Origin of the sequence: Candidatus Paceibacter sp., from assembly GCA_013360865.1 — a bacterium.
Classification (GTDB): Bacteria; Patescibacteriota; Minisyncoccia; order UBA9983; family UBA9983; genus SURF-57.
The window spans coordinates 26,428-48,946 of sequence record JABWAS010000003.1 but is presented as its reverse complement, the minus strand read 5'-3'; the positions used below and the strand labels follow the sequence as shown (position 1 = coordinate 48,946).

20 protein-coding genes, 1 tRNA gene and 1 other RNA gene are annotated in these 22,519 nt (G+C 46.0%); 7 read left to right on the top strand and 15 right to left on the bottom strand.

Translation table 11 applies throughout. The features are described 5' to 3' along the window. Positions 1-29: 29 nt before the first annotated feature. Positions 30-1,838, bottom strand: coding sequence for a hypothetical protein (locus tag HUT38_01005; GenBank protein ID NUQ57056.1), 1,809 nt, complete (start codon positions 1,836-1,838; stop codon positions 30-32). Positions 1,839-1,906: 68 nt separating this feature from the next. Continuing rightward, positions 1,907-2,125, bottom strand: coding sequence for a DUF167 domain-containing protein (locus tag HUT38_01000; GenBank protein ID NUQ57055.1), 219 nt, complete (start codon positions 2,123-2,125; stop codon positions 1,907-1,909). Positions 2,126-2,185: 60 nt separating this feature from the next. Between HUT38_01000 and HUT38_00995 the strand changes: the two genes are divergently transcribed. Continuing rightward, positions 2,186-2,602: an Hsp20/alpha crystallin family protein gene (locus HUT38_00995; GenBank protein NUQ57054.1), complete on the top strand. Its 417-nt coding sequence runs from the start codon at positions 2,186-2,188 to the stop codon at positions 2,600-2,602. A 60-nt stretch (positions 2,603-2,662) separates the two neighbouring features. Here HUT38_00995 and HUT38_00990 read toward each other — a convergent pair whose 3' ends face one another. Continuing rightward, the gene (locus tag HUT38_00990) at positions 2,663-3,445 is read right to left on the bottom strand and encodes an SIMPL domain-containing protein (GenBank protein ID NUQ57053.1); all 783 of its coding nucleotides are present in this window, start codon (positions 3,443-3,445) and stop codon (positions 2,663-2,665) included. A 237-nt stretch (positions 3,446-3,682) separates the two neighbouring features. Between HUT38_00990 and HUT38_00985 the strand changes: the two genes are divergently transcribed. Beyond that, entirely contained in the window at positions 3,683-4,006 is a 324-nt protein-coding gene (locus HUT38_00985; GenBank protein NUQ57052.1) for an RNA-binding protein, read from the top strand. Between the two features lie 110 nt (positions 4,007-4,116). On the opposite strand, the gene nirK is transcribed toward HUT38_00985, so the two are convergent. The 5 genes from nirK to HUT38_00960 all read right to left on the bottom strand — a co-directional run bounded on the left by nirK (position 4,117) and on the right by HUT38_00960 (position 9,370). Continuing rightward, complete coding sequence (nirK, locus tag HUT38_00980; GenBank protein ID NUQ57051.1) at positions 4,117-5,205, bottom strand: nitrite reductase, copper-containing; 1,089 nt, start codon at positions 5,203-5,205, stop codon at positions 4,117-4,119. Positions 5,206-5,345: 140 nt separating this feature from the next. Next, positions 5,346-5,597, bottom strand: coding sequence for a YbaB/EbfC family nucleoid-associated protein (locus HUT38_00975; GenBank protein ID NUQ57050.1), 252 nt, complete (start codon positions 5,595-5,597; stop codon positions 5,346-5,348). A gap of 176 nt (positions 5,598-5,773) precedes the next feature. After that, positions 5,774-6,451, bottom strand: coding sequence for an FAD-dependent oxidoreductase (locus tag HUT38_00970; protein NUQ57049.1), 678 nt, complete (start codon positions 6,449-6,451; stop codon positions 5,774-5,776). A gap of 20 nt (positions 6,452-6,471) precedes the next feature. Beyond that, a complete protein-coding gene (typA, locus tag HUT38_00965; GenBank protein NUQ57048.1) occupies positions 6,472-8,259 on the bottom strand; it encodes a translational GTPase TypA in 1,788 nt (595 codons plus the stop codon). A gap of 73 nt (positions 8,260-8,332) precedes the next feature. Beyond that, on the bottom strand, positions 8,333-9,370 hold the full coding sequence (locus HUT38_00960) for a trypsin-like peptidase domain-containing protein (GenBank protein NUQ57047.1): 1,038 nt from the start codon (positions 9,368-9,370) through the stop codon (positions 8,333-8,335). A 159-nt stretch (positions 9,371-9,529) separates the two neighbouring features. Here HUT38_00960 and HUT38_00955 point away from each other — a divergent pair, with 159 nt between their 5' ends. Next, on the top strand, positions 9,530-11,869 hold the full coding sequence (locus tag HUT38_00955) for a hypothetical protein (GenBank protein ID NUQ57046.1): 2,340 nt from the start codon (positions 9,530-9,532) through the stop codon (positions 11,867-11,869). An 18-nt stretch (positions 11,870-11,887) separates the two neighbouring features. Next, positions 11,888-12,595 (top strand): hypothetical protein, encoded by a 708-nt coding sequence (locus HUT38_00950; protein ID NUQ57045.1) that lies wholly within the window; start codon positions 11,888-11,890, stop codon positions 12,593-12,595. Positions 12,596-12,623: 28 nt separating this feature from the next. Here HUT38_00950 and HUT38_00945 read toward each other — a convergent pair whose 3' ends face one another. After that, entirely contained in the window at positions 12,624-13,202 is a 579-nt protein-coding gene (locus HUT38_00945) for a hypothetical protein (GenBank protein ID NUQ57044.1), read from the bottom strand. A gap of 175 nt (positions 13,203-13,377) precedes the next feature. Further along, positions 13,378-13,730: a transfer-messenger RNA gene (gene ssrA / locus HUT38_00940) on the bottom strand. 486 nt (positions 13,731-14,216) lie between these two features. On the opposite strand from ssrA, the gene HUT38_00935 reads away from it, so the two are divergent. Further along, the gene (locus HUT38_00935; protein NUQ57043.1) at positions 14,217-14,543 is read left to right on the top strand and encodes an NYN domain-containing protein; all 327 of its coding nucleotides are present in this window, start codon (positions 14,217-14,219) and stop codon (positions 14,541-14,543) included. Between the two features lie 9 nt (positions 14,544-14,552). On the opposite strand, the gene smpB is transcribed toward HUT38_00935, so the two are convergent. Continuing rightward, positions 14,553-15,008 carry an SsrA-binding protein SmpB gene (smpB, locus tag HUT38_00930; GenBank protein NUQ57042.1) on the bottom strand — a complete coding sequence of 152 codons (456 nt, stop codon included), beginning with the start codon at positions 15,006-15,008 and terminating at the stop codon, positions 14,553-14,555. Between the two features lie 56 nt (positions 15,009-15,064). On the opposite strand from smpB, the gene hflB reads away from it, so the two are divergent. Together hflB and HUT38_00920 are read left to right on the top strand one after the other, a co-directional pair. Then, the gene (gene hflB / locus HUT38_00925; protein ID NUQ57041.1) at positions 15,065-16,936 is read left to right on the top strand and encodes an ATP-dependent zinc metalloprotease FtsH; all 1,872 of its coding nucleotides are present in this window, start codon (positions 15,065-15,067) and stop codon (positions 16,934-16,936) included. Between the two features lie 57 nt (positions 16,937-16,993). Further along, positions 16,994-17,069: transfer RNA gene (locus HUT38_00920), tRNA-Ile, on the top strand. A gap of 593 nt (positions 17,070-17,662) precedes the next feature. Here HUT38_00920 and recG read toward each other — a convergent pair. The 4 genes from recG to HUT38_00900 all read right to left on the bottom strand — a co-directional run bounded on the left by recG (position 17,663) and on the right by HUT38_00900 (position 22,517). Further along, positions 17,663-19,774, bottom strand: coding sequence for an ATP-dependent DNA helicase RecG (recG, locus tag HUT38_00915; protein NUQ57040.1), 2,112 nt, complete (start codon positions 19,772-19,774; stop codon positions 17,663-17,665). Between the two features lie 52 nt (positions 19,775-19,826). Continuing rightward, complete coding sequence (locus HUT38_00910; GenBank protein NUQ57039.1) at positions 19,827-20,372, bottom strand: phosphatase PAP2 family protein; 546 nt, start codon at positions 20,370-20,372, stop codon at positions 19,827-19,829. A gap of 105 nt (positions 20,373-20,477) precedes the next feature. Then, complete coding sequence (locus HUT38_00905; GenBank protein NUQ57038.1) at positions 20,478-20,699, bottom strand: hypothetical protein; 222 nt, start codon at positions 20,697-20,699, stop codon at positions 20,478-20,480. 78 nt (positions 20,700-20,777) lie between these two features. Further along, positions 20,778-22,517: a SulP family inorganic anion transporter gene (locus HUT38_00900; protein NUQ57037.1), complete on the bottom strand. Its 1,740-nt coding sequence runs from the start codon at positions 22,515-22,517 to the stop codon at positions 20,778-20,780. Positions 22,518-22,519 lie beyond the last annotated feature (2 nt).

The window sequence follows — 22,519 nt, the reverse complement described above, 5'->3', positions numbered from 1 at the left end:
CTTGAATATTTACAATCACTTGGTTTTATTTATTCAGGATTCTCTACATCAATATATCTTACTTTGTTAAGGATGTTATATCTTAAAATATCCTCATCATGCTTGTTAAACTTGGATTGTAAGCCATAGTTATTTCCCATAAGATAACTATTTTCAGGCGACGGTGTAAATTTTGAAAGTGACTGTCCGGCGTAACATCCGTTTTCACCGCAGTTCAAACCAAGATTGCAGGCGCTACTGCCCCAAACATCAGTAAATTGATTCTTGCAATATTCCCAATTTGAAACCCAGTCGGGATCGGGTGATTGATTTAGGCCATAGGCGGCAGGATTAATTTTTTTCTCTACAATTTCTTTTATTTTTCCCCCGCAGATATTAATGTGTTTTATATCAAAACAAGTGCCCCACCAACTAAAATCAGGCGCAGTATAATTTAAATTATTTACCTCTAAAATAGACTTAATCTCCGCGCCATTATTTACAAATTTTTCCTTAAAACAATCAACCCATCCGGAGTAACGTTCATAACAAGAAGATTGTTTATCAACGCCACCGCACCATTTGGTACAAGAAGCGCTGTCAACGTTAGGATACATGGTGGCTGCTCCTAAATAGGGATCATAGTATGAGTATTCTTCATCGAATAAACCGATAATGTGTCCAAATTCGTGCACAATAGATGTCATTTCCGATTTTATATCATTAACATTGTGGTAAATAATATCACTGGAACCTATCCTGATAGTTTTTGAATCCAGTCGTTTTACAGCTCTACTGGTTCCTGTTCTTGCGCCATCAAATGGGACAACAATTATATTATAATTACCATTATTGCTTAGAAAATCAGGTGTTGGCACAAAACCAGCGCATTTAGCAGACAGTTCCAATCTTATTGTTGAGGAGTTACAACTCTGCGACGGCGGCCAACAACTACCATCACTGAGATTAGCTTCATCTTTGTAAGAAAAAACATTAAACTCGTTCCTAAGTGTTTTAAAAGGTTCAACGCCGGGGAAATTATCACCGCCAAAACTGCCACTAAAGGTTGCGGCAATAACTTTCTCAACATAAGTGTCGTAAGTATTTATCTTTTGATTGAAACCGTTTTCGTAAAAATATATATTGATTTTCCTGTCAGTAGACCCATTACTAAAAATACTTGAACACTGTCCCGTTTTTGTATCCTTAGTTCCAGATGAGGAAACAGGAAATAAATTACTACTGCTTGAGCTTGGGCTGCTTGACTTTATAAAAACTGGCCTGGCCGCTTCGCTGGAATTTTGTATTTGCTTATTGTAAAAAGAGCTACTGCTTTTACTTGAATAGTAGATTTTAGAACTAGATGTTTTTGAAGAAGCGGCAGATGATTCGCTTGAACTTTTTTGCGAAAACGAAGAGGATGTGATTTTAGAACTGTTTGATTGCCATGAGCTTACGACGTTTTTCTTTTTGGAAAAATTGGCTATCACGTATTTGCTTTTATTCATCTCAATTTCGCAGGTTTCGTTAAGAGGCGAATCGCAGCCAGACCAGTTTTTGAAAAAATAATTGATGTCCGGTTTGGCGGTTAATTCGATTATCATTTTTTCGGGGAATATTTTTCTGCATTCTTTGCCGCAACTCATTTTTCCTTCGTTAATTATCACCGTTCCGGAGCCAACACTAGAAACGTCGAGGCGATAATATTTGGGCAAAACAACTTCTTCTTTAGCACTTTTATCGTTCTTGCCGAAGAATCGGGAAAACCAATCAAAAAAACCTGCTTCGGCCGAATTAAAAGAAAAAATTAAAGAGAAAAAAATTAAAAAACCAAAGATAAATTTAGTATTTTTATTCATCTTAATAATTATACCATTTCTTAAATCCTCAAACATTATTCCCGCGCTGATTGCCGTTTTGAAATAACTTACTTTATCTCCACCACCTTATTTTTCCCGGATTGGCCGGAAAGGATGCTGACGCGGGAGGGGGAGACGCCGAAGTAATCGCCCAGCGCGCGGCAGACGGCCCAGTTGGCGCGGCCGTCAACGGGCGGTTCTTTGACGGAAACCACGAATTCCGTTTCGCTTATTTTTTCCACGGACTCTTTTTTGGCCCGGGGTTTGACTTTGACAGAAATTTTCATAGTTTTATTATATTACAAAAAGGTCGCTTTTTATTATAAACCTTAATTTATCATAAAAATATGGCGATAATACCATGGAAGCCGTTTGATATGGACCGCTTTTTTGATGACGAATTTTTCGCCCCTCTTGTCGGCGGAGGGCGGCCGTCAATGGATGTTTACGAGACGGAGAAAGATGTGGTGGCGGAGGTTAGTCTGCCGGGTATTGACCCGAGCAAGGTGGAAATTTCCGTCCGCAACGACGTTTTGGAGATAAGCGGCCATACGGAAGAAAAGAAAGAAGAGAAAGGCAAAGATTATTGGCGGAAGGAAATAAGAACGGGTTCTTTTGATCGAGTGGTCAGACTGCCCGTTGCCGTTAAAGAAGACAAAGTAGAAGCGTCTTATGAAAAGGGCGTGCTGAAAATCGTGATGCCAAAAGCCGAAGAAAAAGCGGAAAAGAAAGTAAGGATTAAAATCAGAGAAAGCAAGAAGTAGCTGATGTCAAACAGTAAACAAAAAAACAACCCCGTTAAGCGGAGTTGTTTTTTTGTTTTATTATCTTATCTCGTAAGTCAGGACAACGTTGACGGTAATTTCCTGCGAGCCTGGTTCTATTTGCGGAGGATTTGAATCAGTGTCTCCGCCCATGCCGAAAGCCGCTTTCTCAAAGCCAAATCTGGGAATGAATCCACCCTCGCTGATGGAAAGAAGCCGCCCGAGTTTGAAGTTTCCGGCTTCGGCCATGCTTTCCGCTTTGGCAATGGCTTTAGCGATGGCGCCGCCGCGGGCCTGATTTTCCAGAACTGCCGGATCGTCTATGGTAAAGGAAAGCTGGGAAACGGAATTGACTCCGCTTTGGATAATTCCTGAAAGAATTTCGCTTGTCTTCTCAAAATTTCTTACTTTGACGGAAACGCTCTGTGTCACCGTGTATCCGACGATTTCCGGCGGAGGACACGGTTCGGCTGTCTTGTTGTTCCTGCCGTTGGGGCAGGTAAAGAACTGATATCTCGGCTCCACGTTGTAAACGGCGGTCTTGATGTCCTTATCTTCCACGCCGCTGGCTTTGGCCACGCCGATGGCCCGGTTGGTTTTCTCCGAGTTTTCTTTTTGCAAAGTCGCGATGTCTTTGCCTCCCTGCGATATCACGCTAAAGGAAAACTGGGCCACGTCCGGAACGGCCGTCGCCTTGTCTTCGGCGGAAACGGAGAAGCTGCGGTAAGAAGAAGGCTGTATGGATTTGGAATATATGTTGGCGAAGACGAGGGTGGAAACGGCCGCTATGACCATGGCCACTATCGCGCTGATGCCCAAATAGTTTTTTATTTTTTTGTCCATTTATTTTTCGCGCCTTGGCGTCTGCCTGACGACAACAAGGCTTATTGATAATTATCGCCTTTTATTCTGCTTTCACCACGCCCTTATTATATGTTTTTAAATGGGACTTGGCAACCGTGCGATGTTGTGCTATACTGGTTTTTGTCTGTCGGTGTTCGTTATTTCCGCCTCGAGCGGACAAGTTCGCGACAAAGGTCTTACCGCAGATTTTTATAAGTATAGTATAAATGCAATCAAGTGAGTACTAAATTGTACGTGGGAGGCCTTCCTTACGCGACCACCGACCAGGAACTCAAAGATTATTTCGCCGGAGCCGGAAACGTCGTTTCCGCCAGCGTTATAATGGACAAAATGACCAACAGGTCAAGAGGATTCGGATTCGTGGAAATGGCTACGGCCGAAGAGGCCAACAAGGCCATTGAATTGTTCAACGAGAAGGATTTCGGCGGCAGAACGTTGATAGTCAACATCGCCAAGCCGAAGGAAGAGGGAAGCGCCAGACCGAGAAGGTCATTTGGCGACAGAGGCGGCAGAGGATACAGATCCGACAACGCTTACTAATCTCCTCAAAATAAAACCCAGCCATATTCGTGGCTGGGTTTTATTTACGAGATTTAAACTTGGAAGCGAGACTTCCAATCGGAAGTCTCGCTTCCAAGTTTCTTCCAAGTTTAATGCCCGCTTTCTTCAAGGTTGCCCATTTCCCCGTCAAAAATTTCTTTGTTTGCTTCGCCCGACGCTTCCATCACGCCCCAGGCGCCTTTGTCCAATCTGGCCAAAGCGTGGTCAACCAGGATGTATTTGCCCGGATAATCAAGTTTGAACTCGGCAATAGTTGCGCCTCCGGCGGGAACGGCCGTAGTCTGCACGTTGGCGAACGGTTCTGAACCGACGGCTCCTTCCGGATAAACTTTATCAAAAATTTCGCCGATTAAATGAAAAGAGGAGATGAGGTTGACGCCGCCGTTGCCGACAAAAAATCTTATTTTCTCGCCGACGTTGGCTTTGATGTTGCCGTTGATTGATTTCGTTTTGCCGTTAAAAACTATGTATTCCGGATGGTTGTCCACCATCTTTCCGGCGTCAAAAACCTGCAATCCTTTTTTACCGAGCCGTCCGGCGCTGTAAAACTCGCCCTGCATTACGTAGAATTCCTTGTCCACCGGAGGCAAGCCTTCTTTCGGTTCCACCAAAATCATCCCATACATTCCGTGCGCCATGTGGGTGCCGACGTTGGGGTAAGCGCAGTGGTAAACGTAAAGTCCGGGATTCAGCGCTTTGAATCTGAACGTTTTAGATTCGCCCGGGGCGACCATAGTGACCGTTGCTCCGCCGCCCGGCCCGTTGACGGCGTGCAGGTCGATGCTGTGGTGATGAAGGCTGGAGGGGTTGTTCTTTAAAGTCAAAGCCACGGTGTCGCCTTCGCGGACGCGGACAAACGGCCCGGGCACCTGCCCGCCGAAAGTCCAGTAATTGAAATACACTCCCGGCGCTATTTCTGCGATGACTTCTTTGGTTTCAATTTCCACTTTGACTTCCGTTGGTTCTTTTCTGTTTATCGGCGGCGGGATGTCGGCCGGGTCGCGGGCGATATCCACCCGCTCAAAATTATTTATATTTTTAAGAAAGGTAAAGACGCTTTTAATCGGCAACTCGGGGCCGCCGGCCGGGCCGAAAGTTTTAAGCATCAGGGGAAATTTAAGCTGGCGGGGCGCTTCTTGCGTGGAGAAGAACAGGAGGAAAACCCCGACAAGCACCACAATATAACCGGCGGGAAACGGAAAGCAATATTATCGTCAGCAAGGCGATGGCCGCCACGACTAAAATGAAGAATCCTATCGTCTGAAGCAGGGAATATATTAGCAGGTAGAACATTTGTTTTTTTCTTATTGGCTTGGCGCTACTGCATCATTGAGGAAAATTTCTGCGCCAATGTTGCTTGGATTTTGCCCACCGCGTCGTTGAAGCAGGCGCGCAAATCTTTCTCCAGTCCGGAGCCTTGTTTGGCCTCCGGTGAAACGGAAAGGTCTTCCACGTTGAAGCTGCCGTTTATTGTTATTTTAACCCCGTTTCTCTCAGCCGTGACCGTCTCCGCCTGGATGGCGTTCTTCATTTTCCGCAATTCATTGAGTTGTTTTAGTTTGTCGAACATATGTTTATTATACTAAGTTTTAATAAAAGTAAAAGCGAACAAAAGCGCAAAAAACTTGTCGCGAGGAATTAACATCATTTGCTCGGCTCGCATAATTTTCTGCTGAAAATTTGCTCTTCTCGCGCCGTCGCGCTGCGAAAGGCGTCGCAAACGATATTAATTCCCCGCGACATGAGCTAGTATCCCGCAAATTCTTCCGACACCATATCTTTTTTCTTAACCCCGTTTTCTTCCAGAAGTTTCATCAAATTTAAATCGCCTACATATTTTCTTATCATTTCCACGTTTATAAATCCGGTTTCTCCCTGCCATTTTTGCGCCGACTTTTCCAGATCTGTCATGGTGGCGACAAGTTTAAAGGCTGGATTTTCTTTTTCCAGATTTTGTAATTCTCTAAGAAAAGCCGTGTCCTCCGGCCGCTTGTTGGAGTAAAACAAAAACAATTTATGGGGCAGTCTTTCCTTGACGGCGTTTTTTAGAATACTGGAAACCGGCGTGATGCCAATGCCGCCAATGAGGAAAACGGCCGGTCGGGAGGCGTCTTTATGGAGGTAAAAAAATCCGTGCGGACCGTTTATTATTATTTCCGAACCAATGGGCAGATTTTTGAGCACCCGCTTAAACGCCGTGTCTCTCATGCGGGTGGCTATCATTATATTGTTTTCATACGGCGCGCTGGCGATGGAGAAAAAGCGGTTGTTGCCCTCGCTGTCCGTCTCCGCCGGTTTGATATGGCTGAATTCCAGATACTGCCCGGCGATAAACTTGAACTTCTCCGGCTTTTCAAAATAAAAAGACATCGTTCCCTCCGCCACTTCCTCTTTTTTGATGAGCTTGGTTTTGTAAGTCGCCATACATCAGTTAGTATAGCATTTTATTTATCCCGCTTCGCGTTTTTGCGTTCGCTTTCTTTGAGATACTGCTTGCGCAGGCGGATGTTTTTGGGCGTGATTTCCAGATATTCGTCTTCGTTCATTATCTCCAGTCCGCGTTCCAGAGAAACTTCCAGCGGTGGAGCGAGAATTATTTTCTCGTCGGCTTGGCCGCCCATGCGCACGTTGGTGAGCTGCTTGCCTTTGACCGGATTGACGGCCAACTCGTCGCCTTTGGAGGTGTTGCCAACTATCATACCTTCATATACTTCCGTCCCCGGGCCGACGTAAAGAATGCCTCTCTGCTGGAGATTGTCCAAAGCAAAAGCGGCGACCTTGCCCGAGGCCATGGAGGTCATGGATCCGACGTCTCTTTTTCTTATCTCTCCGGCGTGGGGTTTAAATCCGACGAACCGGCTGCACATAATGCCTTCGCCGCGGGTGTCTATCATAAACTGGTTGCGATAGCCCAAGAGCCCGCGCGTCGGCGCGTCAAAGACGAGGCGCATCAGGCCGTGCTCTTGCTTCATGTTGGAAAGGATGCCTTTTCTTTTGCCCATCGTCTCTATCACCTGGCCGGACATTGTTTCCGGCAAATCTATGGTGACTTCTTCGTAGGGTTCCAATTTTTCGCCATTTTCTTCTTTAATGATGACTTGCGGCTGGGAAACCTGCAGTTCAAATCCTTCGCGGCGCATATTCTCCAGCAAGACGGCGATGTGCAGTTCGCCCCGTCCGTAAACTTTGAAGAAATCTCCGGAAGAAAAATCAACCCGAAGGCCGACGTTTATCTCCAGCTCTTTTTCCAGCCGTTCTCTTATCTGCCTGGAGGTGACGAATTTGCCGTCGCGTCCGGCCAGCGGCGAATCGTTGACCAGAAAATTAAGTGATATGGTCGGCTCGTCCACGTTGATGGCCGGAAGCGGTTGCAGTTCGGCCGATTCGCAAATAGTTTCTCCGATGTAAATGTCCGGCAGGCCGGCCATCATTACGATGTCTCCGGCTTCGGCTTGAGCGGCCTCTTTTCTTTGCGTACCTTCAAAGGTGAAAATTTTGGTGATTTTTCCGGAACGGGTTTCGCCGGACGGCTTTTTGACGAAAACGTTGGCGCCGGTTTTTATCGTTCCGCCGTGCACCCGGCCGATGGCCATTCGGCCCAGAAAGTTGTCGTAGCCGAGGTTGAACGGCTGCATGGCAAATTGGGACGAAGCGTTGGCGTTGGCCGGTTTGACTTTGGCCAAAACGGTGTCCAGAAGGGGAGACAAATCTTTTGATTCGTCTTTAAGGTCAAGTTTGGCCACGCCCTCGCGGCCGATGGCGTAAACCACGGGGAAGTCCAGCTGCTGGTCGTTGGCGCCCAGCTCCATAAAAAGCTCCAGCACCAGCTCGTGCGTCTTGTGCGGGTCGGCGGCCGGTTTGTCTATTTTGTTGATGACCACTATCGGCTTCAAGCCAAGTTCCAGGGATTTCTTGAGAACAAATCTGGTTTGCGGCATCGGACCTTCCTGGGCGTCCACCACCAAAATAACCGAATCAATGGCGCGCAAAACCCGCTCCACTTCGGATCCAAAGTCGGCGTGGCCGGGCGTGTCCACGATGTTTATTTTCGTTCCTTTATATGAGATGGAAGTGTTTTTGGCGTAAATGGTAATGCCGCGCTCCTGTTCCAGAGCGTTGCTGTCCATGCTTACACCCTCGGCGCCTACGCCGGACTGCTTCATAATAGCGTCGGTCAGCGTCGTTTTGCCGTGGTCAACGTGGGCGATAATGGCTATATTTCTGATTTCCATAAAATATACCCTGACTCCGCAGGGTTATGAAACAATTCTAATAAAAATTTAAGTGTTTGTAAAGAGGCCCTTGTTATTTTTCTATCGTCGTCCAGATGTCCAAAATTCGGGCCAGCGATTCGGCTTTGCCCAGCCGGACGAAAGTGGGGATACCCAGCAGGCAGTTGTCTTTAAGCAAAATGGCCGCGCCGCCGGAATTGCCCTGCTCAACTTTGGCCGAAGTGATGAAATATTTTCCGTCAAATCCGGAGATGATGCCTTCGGTGGCGGTGGCGCCGTCTTTGGAGCCGGTTACCGGGTAGCCGAGCACCACAATCTCATCGCCCAAAGCGGGCTTGGCGGGGCAGAAAGAGGGGAATTGGGAAGTGATGCTTCTTAGGCGGCTGTCCGGATTATTTATGTAAACATAGCCTAGATCGTAGCCCTTGGAGGAAACTCTGATGTCTCCGGAAGAAACGGTCACGGCGCTCTTGTCGGAAAAGGACGCCGAGCAGGAGGTGGCGCCGAAACTGTTGTCGTCGGTCACCACGTGCTTATTGGTAAGAATGGATATGGGCGCGTCGTCAAACTTGATGGCGATGCCAGAGCCGCTGGTCTGGTAATAAAGGCGGCCGGTGTCGGAGTAGCGGAAATCGCACCGGACGATGGATATAATCGGCTGCCATTGGGAGATTATGGAAGCAAGATCGTAAGAAGTATTTTTGGAAACTTTTTCTTCCAGCGCGGAAATTTTGCGGTTGGTTGATTCTTCTCTGGCCTGGAGCTGCTGCTGGGCTGTCAGCGTCCGCGTTTCCGCCTGGGTTATTTTTTCTTCCAGTTTTCTGGCGGCCTCCTCTCTTTTTCTGGCTTCTTCGGCGAGGTTTCTTCTTATACCTTCGGTGTTGCTGACGGATTCTTTTCTTATGTTTTCCAGCTCTTTTATCAGGTTGTTTATTGTTTGAGATTGCAGAGCCAGCGCGTTTTGGGCATCTTCTACCTCGGTTTTAAGCAGCGCTTTTTCAAGCTCGTAATTCCGGAAAAAATTTAAGGCTAAATATCCGCTTTCGGCTAAAATAGCCAGAAAGGAAACAACAAGCAGAATGTATTGCTTCCTTGAAATTTTGCTTAACATTTCGTTAAGATGTTATCATTATTGAAATATCGAGGCAATGTTTAATTAGAGTGTTTTTGTGTTAAACTTAATTAAACATTAATAGACTGTTTATCAGTTTAACTTATGTTTAAAAAATTTTTTAAAAAATCAATTTTGGGCGGAATATTGCCATTGTTTATGTTGTTAATTTTTTTGGTTTCCAGTTTTTGGTTTAAAGCGGGTAATGTGGACGCGGCGCCAAATTATCCCGCTTCCTCAATGGAAACAATAAAGGCAGGTTTTGTTCCTGGCGATTTATTTTATTTCTTTGACAATTATTCAGAAAAGATAAATCTATTATTTACTTTCAGCAAATCAAAAAGGTTTATCAAAAAAATAAATTACGGCGAAGAAAGGTTGGCCGAAATGGAAAAGCTAATTACCGCAGACAAGCTCCAGCGCCTGGAATTATTGGTCGGAAAATACCAAAAACTGGCTGAATTTGTCGCCGGTTACATAAAAAACACTAAAAACGAAAAAGAAGCGGCGGAAATAAAAAAAGCTCTTCTGGAAAAATTAGTAATTCACCGCCAGATTATAAACAAAATACTGGCTGCTCTTCCCGAAGAACAAAAGGGGAATTTCACGAAGATAGTAGCCATGTTTCTTGAAGCGATTAAAGAGGGCACGCCCGCACCTTCCGCCGTGGCCGTTGATTACCTTAGCGAAGCCGAATTTCCGGAAGTGTTAAGAGCCGGAATGGATGTTTCCCAATGGGGTCCGACTTATCTCCAGCCTTATTACAGAAACAAATTCCACGCGGAGAATAATCCTGGGTTGTACAGAACAGGTTTGGTTTTAAGGTCTTATGTTTCCGAAGAAGCGGAAAATTTTGATGATTATTTTTTGAAACTTAAAAATATTGACGAGACAATCCTTTCTTATAAAAAGGCTGGCGCCGACGTGATTTTTACCATATACGGCATGCCTAAGTTTTTAAGCAGCAAATGCGAGAAAAACGGTAGCAATTATGAATGTTCTGAAAACTGGGGCATTGCTCCTCCGCGCGATTATAATGAATGGGCGAATTTGGTTGAAGGCGTAGTCAGACATTACAAAAATGAATTGGGAATTGACTTGCTTTACGAAGTTTGGAACGAGGCCGACCAAAACTATGTTTTTAAAAACGACGACTTCTGGACGGCGACGGAAGAAGAGTATTTGCGTTTGTACAAATACAGCTTTAACGGAGCCGTTAAAGCCGATCCTCAGGTTAAGATAGGCGGGCCGGGCTCGTCGGTGTGGAATCACGATGTCGTTAAAGATTTTCTGAAATACGCCGACAAAGAAGATTTGAGGGTGAGTTTTGTGACGTGGCATATGTACGTCGGCTGGAATGATTTTCGCGGAAGTAAAAACGAGATTATTGAAATAAGCCAGTCGCTTAAAGATTGGCTTGATGAAAGCGGTTTTGACCAAAACACGCCCTTGATACTGGATGAGTTCAATTACGACCCCGGTCTGCAAAAGCCGCTGGAACACGAGACGGAGTTTACCGCTTCTTATTATGTTTATGCCTTGGAAAATATGATTGGCAGCATTGACCGCCAGACCTTTTTCCATTTCAACGACTTCCAGAATAGCGAATTATTCGCCGGGGACCCTGGAGCCATAAGCCGCGACGGAGTGATAAAGCCGGTTTATAACGCGATGAGAATGATGTCCTTGCTTGGCGGAAAAGCTGAAAATCAAACACCGTTTCTCCTGAACGCGGCGAAAAGCGATGATTCGATAAGCGCGCTGGCTTCAAAAACAAGAGATGGCGAGAAGGTTCGGGTTTTGCTGTCCTATTTCGTTCCGGAGATAAACAAGGCGAAGTTTTACGAACTGTTCGGCTCTACGGAAAACAAAAAAGAAGTTTCGCTGGAAATTGAGAACATTCCTTTTTCCGGAAGCGCCAGAATGACCGCGCATGTCATAGACAAAGATAATTCCAACGCCTGCCGCTATAACAAAAAGACAGAACCGGCTAAGGGCAACGCCGAATGTGGATTAAGCGGGGAAATAGAATTGGCCGTCCGGAAGGCGAATCAGGATTCTCAGGCAGCCGCCTTGGCTGAAGTCAGAAATTATTTAAGAAATTTTTACGCGGAAAATCAGATAAATACTATTGAAAAAGCGGCGCGGTTGTGCGCCGGCCAGGCTGACAAAAAATCTTGCCTTAAAGACCAGATAAAAAGATTATGCGCTCCGGCCGGCCTGAATTGCGCCGACGTCGGAGATAAAGTAATTTCGGATGTCGTTGGTATATATAGCAAAACTCGAGACTCTCTTTTCTACTACGGCAACCGTTCCGGTTTTTCCGTTGGCGCCAGGCCGGAAATATCGGAATTTATAAATAAAATAAACAACAACCCCCGTGTTTCTTTGGAGGGTTCAAAAAGAGAAACAAAAATAGAAGTAAGCAAAGACGGAACGTTTAAAACAACTCTGGAAATGAGTCCTTACAGCGTGATTTTATTAGAGCTGGGGAAATAACAACGATTCTATAATAAAATGTCCGGCGCTAAAGATAAAAATATTTACGTAAAGAAGATAGAAAAAATAAGAGATTATAACGTGTGGTTGGTGGACGGGCAGTACGTGAGGAAAGTTATAAACGAAAATTTTGTCGAGTACGATCATCATTATAACCACAGTTTTGTTCCGAAGCGCGAGTTGTGGATTGACGAGGAAACCAATCCGGAGGAAAGAAAATTTTTCATAAACCATATGTTTGTGGAAATGGGCTTGATAAAAGTCGGGGAAGGTTATGACGAAGCCGTGAAGAAAGCCGACTTTTTTGAGAAAAAAGAAAGAGAGGCGGAGAATAATAAAAACCACTTCAGAGCGCCCAAAAACAGGAAGGAATTACTGGAAACAGTGAGAAAGAAAATTTTAGAAGAGAGCGGGGAAAAAATTAAAATCTGGCTTGTTGACGGTAAACTGGTTAGGGATTTTTTTCTGGTTGAATACGCGGAGGGCGGTCATGACAAAGTTTATTCTTTTATTCCTAAAAACGAGATTTGGATAGACGAGGTGCTTTCGCCGGAAGAAAGAAAGTTTATCATTCTGCATGAGTTGCGCGAAAGGTTTTTAATGTCGCTTGGCAAAAAATATTCCGAGGCGCATAAAAGCGCCACTCTGGTGGAGGATTATTATAGAGACCACGAGGACAAACTAGAAGAGAGGATTAAAGAGGAAATACAGAACAGTGATAAATAAAAAACCGATTAGGGAGATGGCAAGATTTTTATCGCGATTCTCCTTCAAAGTCCGGAACTACAATACCCCACTGCGTTGTGGCGGGATTTATCTTTAGATATACGCTTTTGCCGACAGACGGCGGTTTGGTCATCGGCTCGCCTTCTTTTCTGTCTGCGTAGTTAAAGACAACAACATATTTATGGCGAGGATTCGGGCTAATCGTTGTGCTCTGTGGCGCGATACGATCTCCGAGCAGATATCCATCGGAGCCGATATACCCTTGGGCAGTATTTAGAGCGGCCACGGCATAGTAGAACGTGCCGGAGCCTCCTCTGTCTTGCGTGAGAATAAACGCGATGTCTTCTAGTCCATCGCCGTCAAGATCCGTTTTTAGTTCGTTGCCGAAGTGGCGAGTCGTGATTTTAGACGCGGAGCCCGGAATTGCTTCCGTAATAGCGATACCATCACGAAGTTGGATGGTTTTCCCGTCAATGACATAACTAGCGTTTTTATAATCTAACGCGTTAGATTGCTCTTCTTTTTCGGCAGGGCGAGGATTAATAAGAAAATAACCACCGATGACAACGGCGATAATAATAATAATTCCAATAATTAGTTTATTCATATAAAAATTGTAGCATGACTAATCGTGGCATAACAACATTTTGGTTATAGACGGAGATGGGCGGAATCAATTTTCTTATGGAAAATTCCGCGGACTGACATTTAGTCAGTCCGTTCGATTCCGTTTCATCGTGCTCATAAATAAAAATGGCCCTAGGCAAGCTGGAGCATTTTATTTATGGAGATGGGCGGAATCGAACCGCCGTGCAAAAAGCTGTTTTAAATCAGTTCTACAAGCTTAGGTTGTTTGTTCGTTTCGGAAACGGGGTATTAAACAATCAAAATCTCCGAATCCAGAGCCTCTAATTTTTCGGAAAATTTTTGAGGCGGAAATTTTCCTATCCCGATAAATGACATTCCGTCCGGCTTATCGGAAGTGGGCCGGGGGAACGCCGGGTTAAGCGTAAGCTAACGCCGGTTGGCTAAATAAGTTTTTGACGCTTAATTAGATTTCTGAAAGTTTTACGAGTTTTTAGAACACTCGGCTTGCGTGATTTAAACGTACTCTTTGTCCAGGCCGATCATCCCCTACGAAAACATAATACTATAAAATAAGACTGATTGTCAAATTTTTTGATATTATAAATAAAATAGCCCGACAATAAATATTGTCGGGCTAGGGTAGATCAGAAGATAAGTCACAAGCAATCTTTAACTTGACCTCTCTATAACCCTGGTAATTTAACCCCATAAATGAAGTGTTACTAGACTCATTTTGTTATCCGCAAGGTGAGTTGCCCGATTGGCTCCAAATCTTTCTCAAACCCCACCGTTAGCTTATAGTTTATTTTTTTATAGTCAATAGATTTGCATTTTCACAGGTAAATTTTTATTATCTTGACGTCTGACAAAAAGTAATTATTATTAGGACTTACGCAAAATGCACTTTTTAGCAAAAACTTAGCAACTAATGGCTTAAAATCATTATTCAGCACATGGATTTTGCTTAATTCTGCCAAAGTGCGTAAGTCCTATTATTGATAACAGAGTTGTCGATTATAAAAAACTTTTAAGTATGGGTGTTAAGAAAATCGAATTCGAGAGATTGCGAGAAAAGGGAATAGACGTTAAATTAGCTACTGACTTAATAGTAGGAGCAGTTGATAATCAATACGATACTGCTGTTATTGTTAGTTCTGATTCGGATTTGATACCAGCGATTGACTGGGTCCGCCACAGAAATAAAGAGAAAATTGAATATGTTGGTTTTTCCATTACAGACGATAATAATCTAGATAATTCTACAACCCCATTATTGTCTTTAATTAAGAAAACTGACACTCAAAGAATTCTCGTTAAATCAGACCTAAAACCGTTTATAAAACAAGATCTTTTTAATTGAAGAAACAATTTACTCTTTCATCAATCTCCTAACATTTCTTTCCGTTTCTCTTTTTTTGATTTTTTCCCGTTTTTCAAATTTTTTCTTGCCGCGGACGAGGGCGAGCTCCAGCTTCAATTTTTTGCCCAGAGTAAAAATTTTAAGAGGGATGAGCGTCAGCCCTTTTTCTTCCGCCTTGCCCGCCAGATAGTTCAGCTCTTTTTTTGTCAGCAGAAGTTTTATTGTCCTGTTTTCTTCTCCCGCTTTGGCGGAACCGCTGGCGATGTTTTTAGGCTGATAAGGAGAAACGCTTGCTCCCACTAAAAACGCTTCGCCGCCCCGGATTATCACCCGGGAGCCGGCCAGCGAACCTTGTTTATTCCTTAAAGATTTAACTTCCCAGCCAAGCAGCTCCAAACCGGCCTGGAATTTTTCCATAATTTCATAGTCAAAATAAGCCTTCTTGTTTTCCAAAAGCGCGGACATAAACCTATTATAAGTTGATTTTGGCGATTTTAATAGTATAATCCAAACATCAAAACATGAAGCTTTTTTCCAAAAACATCATAATAATCCTGCTTATCCTGATGGTAATGGCGGGATTTTATTCTTTGCTCGTCGGCCAGTTTGCCGATAGAGAGCAGGCGCCCATTTCCCAGCTGGTGGGCGAAATTAACGCCGGCAACGTGCGGGAAATAAAAGTTGAGGGCAATAATCTGGAAGTGACCCTGAAGGACGGCAAAGTCATAGAATCCAAGAAAGAAACGGAAACGGCGCTGACGGAAACACTGGCCAACTACGGCGTTTCCAAAGAGCAGCTGTCTTTGGTAAAAATAGACATAAGTAGTCCATCCGGATTTTTGGTGTGGATGAGCACCATTCTGCCTTTGCTTCTGCCGATACTTATAATAGTGTTCTTTTTCTGGATGGCGGCCCGGCAGGTCAAAAGCGCCAATCTGCAGTCGTTTTCTTTCGGCAAGACGCAGGCGCGGGTGATAGAGCCGGACGACAAAAAAGAAAAAGTGACGTTTAAAGACGTGGCCGGAGCGCACGAAGTGAAGGAGGAGTTGAAAGAAATAGTTGAATTTTTGCGCAACCCCAAAAAATTTCTGGACATTGGCGCGCGTATTCCTAAAGGTGTTCTCTTGATGGGACCGCCCGGTAGCGGCAAGACTTTATTGGCCAGAGCGGTGGCAGGAGAAAGCAATGTCCCGTTTTTCCACGTATCCGGCTCCGAGTTCGTGGAGCTGTTTGTTGGCGTCGGGGCCAGCCGCGTCAGGGATTTGTTCCGAGTGGCCAAAAGTTCCGCTCCGGCGATAATCTTTGTGGACGAAATTGACGCGGTGGGCAGGCACCGCGGAGCGGGCTTGGGTGGCGGCCACGACGAAAGGGAACAAACCCTCAATCAGATCCTGGTGGAAATGGACGGCTTTGAGCCCCACGAAAAAGTGATTGTGATGGCGGCCACCAATCGGCCAGACGTGCTGGATCCGGCGTTGTTGCGGCCGGGCAGATTTGACCGGCGCGTTGTTCTTGATTTGCCGGACATTAAGGAAAGAAAGGAAATATTGGCGATTCATTCCCGAAACAAACCCTTCGCCGAGGACGTGAATCTGGAACTGGTGGCGGAGAGAACGCCCGGCTTCTCCGGCGCTGATTTGCAAAACCTGATGAATGAGGCGGCGATTCTGGCCGCCCGCGAAGAAAGGAAGAAAATCGGCCAGTTTGACCTCATCCGTTCCATAGAAAAAGTTCTGCTCGGACCGGAAAGAAAAAGCCATCTCCTGACCGGAGAGGAAAAGAAAATCGCTTCTTACCACGAAGCCGGCCACGCCTTGGTTTCGTCGGTGCTCAAGCACGCCGACCCGGTGCATAAAGTTTCCGTCGTGTCCCGCGGCAGAGCGGCCGGTTACACTCTTAAACTGCCTTTGGAGGAAAAGCATCTTTACTCCAAGGCCCATTTTACGGACGAGATAGCGGTGGCGCTGGGCGGATACTCGGCGGAAAAAATGATATTTGACGACCTGACGACCGGCGCGGCCGACGACTTGCGACACGCCACGGAAATCGCGAGAGCCTTGGTGATGCGCTACGGCATGTCGGACAAAATCGGGCCGGTGGCTTGGGGCGGCCGAAGCGAACCGGTGTTTTTGGGCAAGGAATTTGTCACGGAAAAAAATTATTCCGAAGATGTGGCTAAAGAAATTGACGCGGAAATAACGAAGATAATTAGCGAATCTCACAAAGAGGCCAAAGAAGTCTTGTCCAAACACAAAGCTGTTTTGGAAGAAATCGCCAGCACTCTTATAGAAAAAGAGACCATTGAAAGCGACGAGTTTAATGCTATAATCTCAAAGCACGGAATCAGGCCGAAGAAAGAAACTCTGGAAAACACCCACGCGGAGATAGGATAAATCCACACAAGCACGGAGCTTATAAAGTCTAGCGAAAATTCAAGTGATGTGTGGTGCGCGCGCATAGCTCAGTTGGTAGAGCGCCAAGCTTATACCTTGGTGGTCCTAGGTTCGAGTCCTAGTGCGCGCACCACATAATCATTTGATTTGAGCGACGACTTTATATCTTATATACCTCTGGGGTCCTAGGCCTGTCCCGTGAGTTTGCAAAGCCAATTCTACGGGATTCGAGTCCTGGTGCGCCCATTTATTTATCTCAAAAATAAAAACCCCAACGAACGAATTGGAGTTTTGTTTAAAAATTTGGCAAGAATAAGCCAAGTAAAGAAACAAGGAGAAAAGAACCTTGCGCGGCTTGTTGATGCCGCGGCGGTGAATTGGTTTTGCGGTATTAGTATATTCACCAGCGCTTATTCTTGCCGGGCAAGCGAGTCGGGTTATGAACCCTTCGCCTGCCGATTATTTTGAGCGAACGGCACAACGACAGATATGTTTTGAATTCTGACGCTGCGCTGACCAGGCGTCAGGGAGGAGATGTTGCGCCGTCCGCTTATTTTAAGGTATTTTTTACCTTATACCATTTTAGGTAAGTATTTGTCAATGCCCAATGAAAAAATCAAGGTTAAACCTTAAAAAGCATCTCAAGGTTTAACCTTGATTTTAAACTTAACCATCAGATACAAAATCCCGCTATCGCAGAAATCTGTAACCGAGTCCAACTAAGAATTATTCAAAATGGATTTTTTTGCCGTTTTTGAGCCGTTCGGCGATTAACGGATATTTTTTAAATTCCGGGTCGTCTTTGATTATTTTTTGCGATTCTTCCCGGGCCGCTTCCACCATTTTGATATTTCTTAAAGCTTCCATACCGACATCGGATATGCCCCATTGTTTGCCACCGCCGAGCTCGCCGGCCCCGCGCAACTGCAAATCGTACTCGGCCAGTTCAAAGCCATTTTTGCCTTCAACAAAAGCCTTCAGTCTTTCCATTGTCTTCTGCGATTTTGATTCCGCGAAAACATAGCAATAAGATTGGTGCTCGCCCCGTCCGACCCGACCCCTTAGCTGATGAAGCTGGGAGAGGCCGAACCTTTCCGCCCCTTCTATTAAAATTATGGTGGCGTTGGGGATGTCTATGCCGACTTCCACCACGGAGGTGGCGACCAGAATATTCGTCTTTCCTTTTTTAAAATCGCTCAGCGCTTCTTCTTTTTCTTTCGGCAACATTTTGCCGTGCAGCATCCCGACCTCAAATTCCGGGAAAATTTCTTTCTTCAGTCTTTTGGCCTCCTCTTTTACCGCTTTAACGTTAAGCGCGTTTATTTTTTCTTCGTCTGGCTCGTCTATTCTTGGGCAGATAACGAACGCTTGCCGTCCGGCGGAAATTTCTTTCCTTATTTCTTCGTAAGCCGAATCTCTGCCACTAGGCGAAATCGCGCGAGTAATTATCTTTTTGCGCCCCTGCGGCAGCTCGTCCAGCAAAGACAAATCAAGGTCGCCGTAGGCGGTCAAAGCCAGGGTGCGGGGAATGGGCGTGGCGGTCATGGAGAGAAGATGGGGAATTTTGTCCGATTTTTGGGAGGCCAGAAGCGCTCTTTGGCCGGTGCCGAAGCGGTGCTGCTCGTCTATTATCGCCAGCGCCAGGTTTTTAAACCTCACGCTTTCCTGAATCAGCGAGTGAGTGCCTATCAGTATCGGTATTTCTCCGTTTTCCACCCATTTAAGCAGCTGGCTTTTTGATATCGGCGTCGGTTGGCCGACGTTTACCTTGGAGGGGAATTTTTTGCAGCCGGAGGATGTGATAAGTCCGATTTTTGCCGGCCGCCGGAGTTGGGAAAAATAGCCGATGAAAGATTTGAAGTGCTGTTCGGCCAGAATTTCTGTCGGGGCCATATAGGCCGTTTGCAGGCCGCTGTTTAAAACCATAAAACTGGCGGCCACTGCCACGGCCGTTTTGCCCGAACCGACGTCGCCCTCCAAAAGACGCGACATCGGATGATTTTTTTGGAAGTCTTCCGCTATCGCCCGGATGGAATTTTCCTGCGAGTTTGTGAGCTGGAAAGGAAAAAGAGAAAACAAATTTTCCAGTTCTTCCGGCGCGCATTTGACGGCGTAAGAGTGTTTCTTCTCAACTTCGGCGCGTTGTTTAAGTCTGGCGAGTTGGATGAAAAATATTTCTTCAAAAGCGAATCTTTTGCGGGCGGCTTGGGCGTCGCTTTCTTTCTGCGGTTTGTGAATGTAGATAAGAGAAGAGGCGAGAGAGGGCAGATGATATTTGGCTAGAACTTTTTCCGGCAGTGGGTCTTGCAGCTCCGTCAGGCCGACTTTTTTAAGAATACGGTCAACGGCGAAGCGCAGCCATCGTGAAGTGATGCCGACAGTTTCCGGATAAATCGGCAGAATCATTGAACCTTCGCCCAACGCTTCGTAAGAACTTATTTTCTCAAAAGACGGGTTGCTGACGTAAAAGCCGGATTTGCCGATGGAAATTTTTCCGGTAAGCGCCACCTTGTCGCCGATTTTAAGCATTTTGGCCACGTAGGGCTGGCGAAACCAGACGGCATTCAACAGGCCGGTGTTGTCGCCCACGGTTATTTCCGATATGGCCATTTTTTTGCGCCAGGTTTTGGAAGTTTCCGCTTCCAGCACTTCGCCGAAGACGGTGGTTTTGTCGCCCTCCGCCAAATCAATGATATTTTTCCTTTCCGAAAAATGTTCGTAGCGGGAAGGGAAGTAAAAAAGCAAATCGCGCGAGGTCTTAAGCCCGAGTTTGGCCAGGCCGTCTTTTTGCCTTTCCGTCAGGCGGAAATTTTCTTCAAAGGGGGAGTTTAAAGTCATGGTTGATTATGGTTTTGGCAAGTGGCAAGGCGAGACCTTGACATGACTTATGTCAAGGTCTCGCCTTGCCACTTTTAAAAGAAGCGTAAATTCCGGCCGTCAGCCAGAACAGCCCCAAAAGATAACCGCCCAGCACGTCGCTCAAATAATGCACGCCAAGATAAACGCGGCTGAAGCCGATAAACAACACCAAAACAAGGCCGAATAATATTTTAAAAAAGCGGAACCGCGGGCTTTTAAATCTTTCCCACAAAAAATAAATTATCAGACCATAAAAAGCTACGGAAAGAACGGCATGAAGACTGGGGAAAGAAAATGAAGTTTCGTCAATAATGCCGTCAATTGGCCGTGGGCGTTGAATAGCGTATTTTAAAATAAAGACGGAGCCGATACTTAAAAATGTTATCAAGGCCAGAGTGAGGGCATAAACCTTTTTCCCTTTGGTAATCAAAACTAAAGCGACGATTATGGCTACCGCCAGAACAATAGACCACTCGCCTAAGTAAGTGACAGTCTTGAAAAACGAAGTCAAAAAAACGCTCCGTATTGATTCGGCGTAACCGGCCGCCCAGAGGTCAATATTTTGTATCAGCGCCATCCAATTATTATACAGCAAAAGGGGACTTTTAAAATGAAAAAACAAAGCCCCGACCTCTGGCGGGGCTGTTTAAGGAGATAAAATATAAAAAATTAAATAGCTAGCTCAACGAAGCATTGTTTCGTACTCATTTATCTGCGTCGCTTCCATGTTTTTTTCCTGGGTGAAACAGAGATCAGTGGGCGATTTGCTTCTTTTTAGCCACACGCAACCGGCATGGGTGGCACAGAATAATCCGGTGTGTGTGCAATATATTGCAGCAACTGAAATAATTTCTTGCGTTCTTTTGGTCCCCCTCTTTCTCTTTGCCACGACGACTGTACTCATATAATAATTCTCCTTATAAAATAAATATTTATATTTATATAACCGGCATTCCGGCTTTTTATTTAAAAGAAAACGTTTCTAGTTATCTACTGTACCACACTGAACGCAATCCTGCAATAGCGCCCCGCCTTTGCCGTCTTTGCCCGCGTTTTTGTCCAGTTTAAAACCAAGCGATTCCAAAGCGTCCGTGGTGCTGTTGAAAATTAAACCCTTGCTTTTCAAGCCTTGGTACCAGGGCTCTCTTTCCAGCGCCGGCAGAATAAACGGCCCCGCGCTGGTCACCATCACCTTTTTCCCTTTGGCCTCGTTGGAAGAAACTATTTCCTCCAGAGCGTCCAGCCCGTCCAAGTCTATGTGGAATAAGTTTCTGAAATTAAGGACGACCGTGTGCGCTCCGTTTATCTTGCTCAAATTGTCCAAATGCGATTGGGAATTGATGTAATTCATCTGGCCGGCCATTCTGTACACCACCACGTCTCCGGAATGTTTTTCTATTTCGTTGAATTTGAGCGTCTGGATGCGGGCGATCATTTTTTTGTCTTTGTTGATGATTATTTCGCTCTGTCCTTTGGAAAGTTGGTTGACGAAAATAAGCAGGGCGATGACCGAGCCGACCAAAATGCCGATTATCGGGTCCTGGGCGACGGTGATGCCGGCCACGGCCAGAGTGAGGCCGAAGGCGGATTTGTCGTGGGTGTAAATGTGTTTGAAGTGCTCCGCTTCCACCATGCGGAAAGCCACGTAAACCAGGATAGAAGCCACCACGGCCATGGGCAAATATTTGAAGTAAGAGAGAAACATCAGCGATATCGCGGCTATCATAATGCTGCTGATGGTGGCCGACATTTTGTGAGTCGCGCCGCTTTTCACGTTAAGCGAAGTCCGGGCCAGTGCGGCGGTGGCCGGTATGCCGCCGAAAAGTCCGGAAGCGATGTTGGCCAGACCGAGACCGAACATTTCCTTGCGGGGCTTGGATTTTGTTTTGGTCATGCCGTCGGCGATTTTGGCCGAGATGAGCGTCTCCAGAATGGCCACGACGGCGATAGCCAACGAGGCCTTTATCAAACCCATATCCGTAAAATTGCCGAAAAACGACGAGAAAGACGGCAGTTGCGCTATCTGCGAGCCGATCTCCCCGAACTTCGTGTGCAGGGTTTGGAACTGCGCTTCTATCATTCCGTTTTCGGAAAGGTAACCCAAAAATATTCCCAGCGGCGCCACGATTATCGGTCCGGGGATTTTGGGAACAAGTTTCAAAAACACGAACAGGATGCACAAAGTTATGGCGAAAAGCGCCAACGCCCAGACGTCAAACCGGCCGATGTGCCTTAATGATTCGGCCACGTTGTTGATGAACTTTTCGTGCGCCGGAAGTCCCTGCAGGCCGAGCGCGTAGTTGAGCTGGTTGAGCCCGATGATAAAGGCTACGCCCAAAGTAAACCCATGGATGACGCTGGAGGGGATAAGAATGATGTATTTTTCCAAATGCAGGGCGAAGGAGACGAGGATTATAACGCCGCTGGCCACGGCCAAGGCCGGCAGAGCGCCGACGCCGTGGGTGATGGCGAACATCGCCAAAATCCCGGACAGGGCGCCGGTCGGCCCGACAATGTTGAAGTTGCTGCCGCCGAAAAACGAAGCAATCAATCCGGCCCAGACGCCGGTAATGATGCCCATCAGCGGCGTGGCATTGGCGGCCACGGCCAAAGAAACCGAAAGCGGTATGGATACGAGGGAAACGGTGATCCCTGACTTCCAGTTTCTTTTTAAATTGGCAAAAAGAAACCCAAAACCGGCGCCGGAGTTCATAATAAACAAAA

What these genes read in the sequence shown, in the direction of transcription:
- HUT38_01000 (NUQ57055.1), bottom strand. Translation starts at nt 2,125, where the DNA reads ATGAAAATTTCTGTCAAAGTCAAACCCCGGGCCAAAAAAGAGTCCGTG.
- HUT38_00975 (NUQ57050.1), bottom strand. Translation starts at nt 5,597, where the DNA reads ATGTTCGACAAACTAAAACAACTCAATGAATTGCGGAAAATGAAGAAC.
- hflB (NUQ57041.1), top strand. Translation starts at nt 15,065, where the DNA reads ATGAAGCTTTTTTCCAAAAACATCATAATAATCCTGCTTATCCTGATG.
- HUT38_00955 (NUQ57046.1), top strand. Translation starts at nt 9,530, where the DNA reads ATGTTGTTAATTTTTTTGGTTTCCAGTTTTTGGTTTAAAGCGGGTAAT.
- HUT38_00910 (NUQ57039.1), bottom strand. Translation starts at nt 20,372, where the DNA reads ATGGCGCTGATACAAAATATTGACCTCTGGGCGGCCGGTTACGCCGAA.
- HUT38_00950 (NUQ57045.1), top strand. Translation starts at nt 11,888, where the DNA reads ATGTCCGGCGCTAAAGATAAAAATATTTACGTAAAGAAGATAGAAAAA.
- typA (NUQ57048.1), bottom strand. Translation starts at nt 8,259, where the DNA reads ATGGAAATCAGAAATATAGCCATTATCGCCCACGTTGACCACGGCAAA.
- HUT38_00995 (NUQ57054.1), top strand. Translation starts at nt 2,186, where the DNA reads ATGGCGATAATACCATGGAAGCCGTTTGATATGGACCGCTTTTTTGAT.
- HUT38_00905 (NUQ57038.1), bottom strand. Translation starts at nt 20,699, where the DNA reads ATGAGTACAGTCGTCGTGGCAAAGAGAAAGAGGGGGACCAAAAGAACG.
- HUT38_00970 (NUQ57049.1), bottom strand. Translation starts at nt 6,451, where the DNA reads ATGGCGACTTACAAAACCAAGCTCATCAAAAAAGAGGAAGTGGCGGAG.
- HUT38_00945 (NUQ57044.1), bottom strand. Translation starts at nt 13,202, where the DNA reads ATGAATAAACTAATTATTGGAATTATTATTATTATCGCCGTTGTCATC.
- HUT38_01005 (NUQ57056.1), bottom strand. Translation starts at nt 1,838, where the DNA reads ATGAATAAAAATACTAAATTTATCTTTGGTTTTTTAATTTTTTTCTCT.
- smpB (NUQ57042.1), bottom strand. Translation starts at nt 15,008, where the DNA reads ATGTCCGCGCTTTTGGAAAACAAGAAGGCTTATTTTGACTATGAAATT.
- HUT38_00990 (NUQ57053.1), bottom strand. Translation starts at nt 3,445, where the DNA reads ATGGACAAAAAAATAAAAAACTATTTGGGCATCAGCGCGATAGTGGCC.
- HUT38_00960 (NUQ57047.1), bottom strand. Translation starts at nt 9,370, where the DNA reads ATGTTAAGCAAAATTTCAAGGAAGCAATACATTCTGCTTGTTGTTTCC.
- HUT38_00935 (NUQ57043.1), top strand. Translation starts at nt 14,217, where the DNA reads ATGGGTGTTAAGAAAATCGAATTCGAGAGATTGCGAGAAAAGGGAATA.
- recG (NUQ57040.1), bottom strand. Translation starts at nt 19,774, where the DNA reads ATGACTTTAAACTCCCCCTTTGAAGAAAATTTCCGCCTGACGGAAAGG.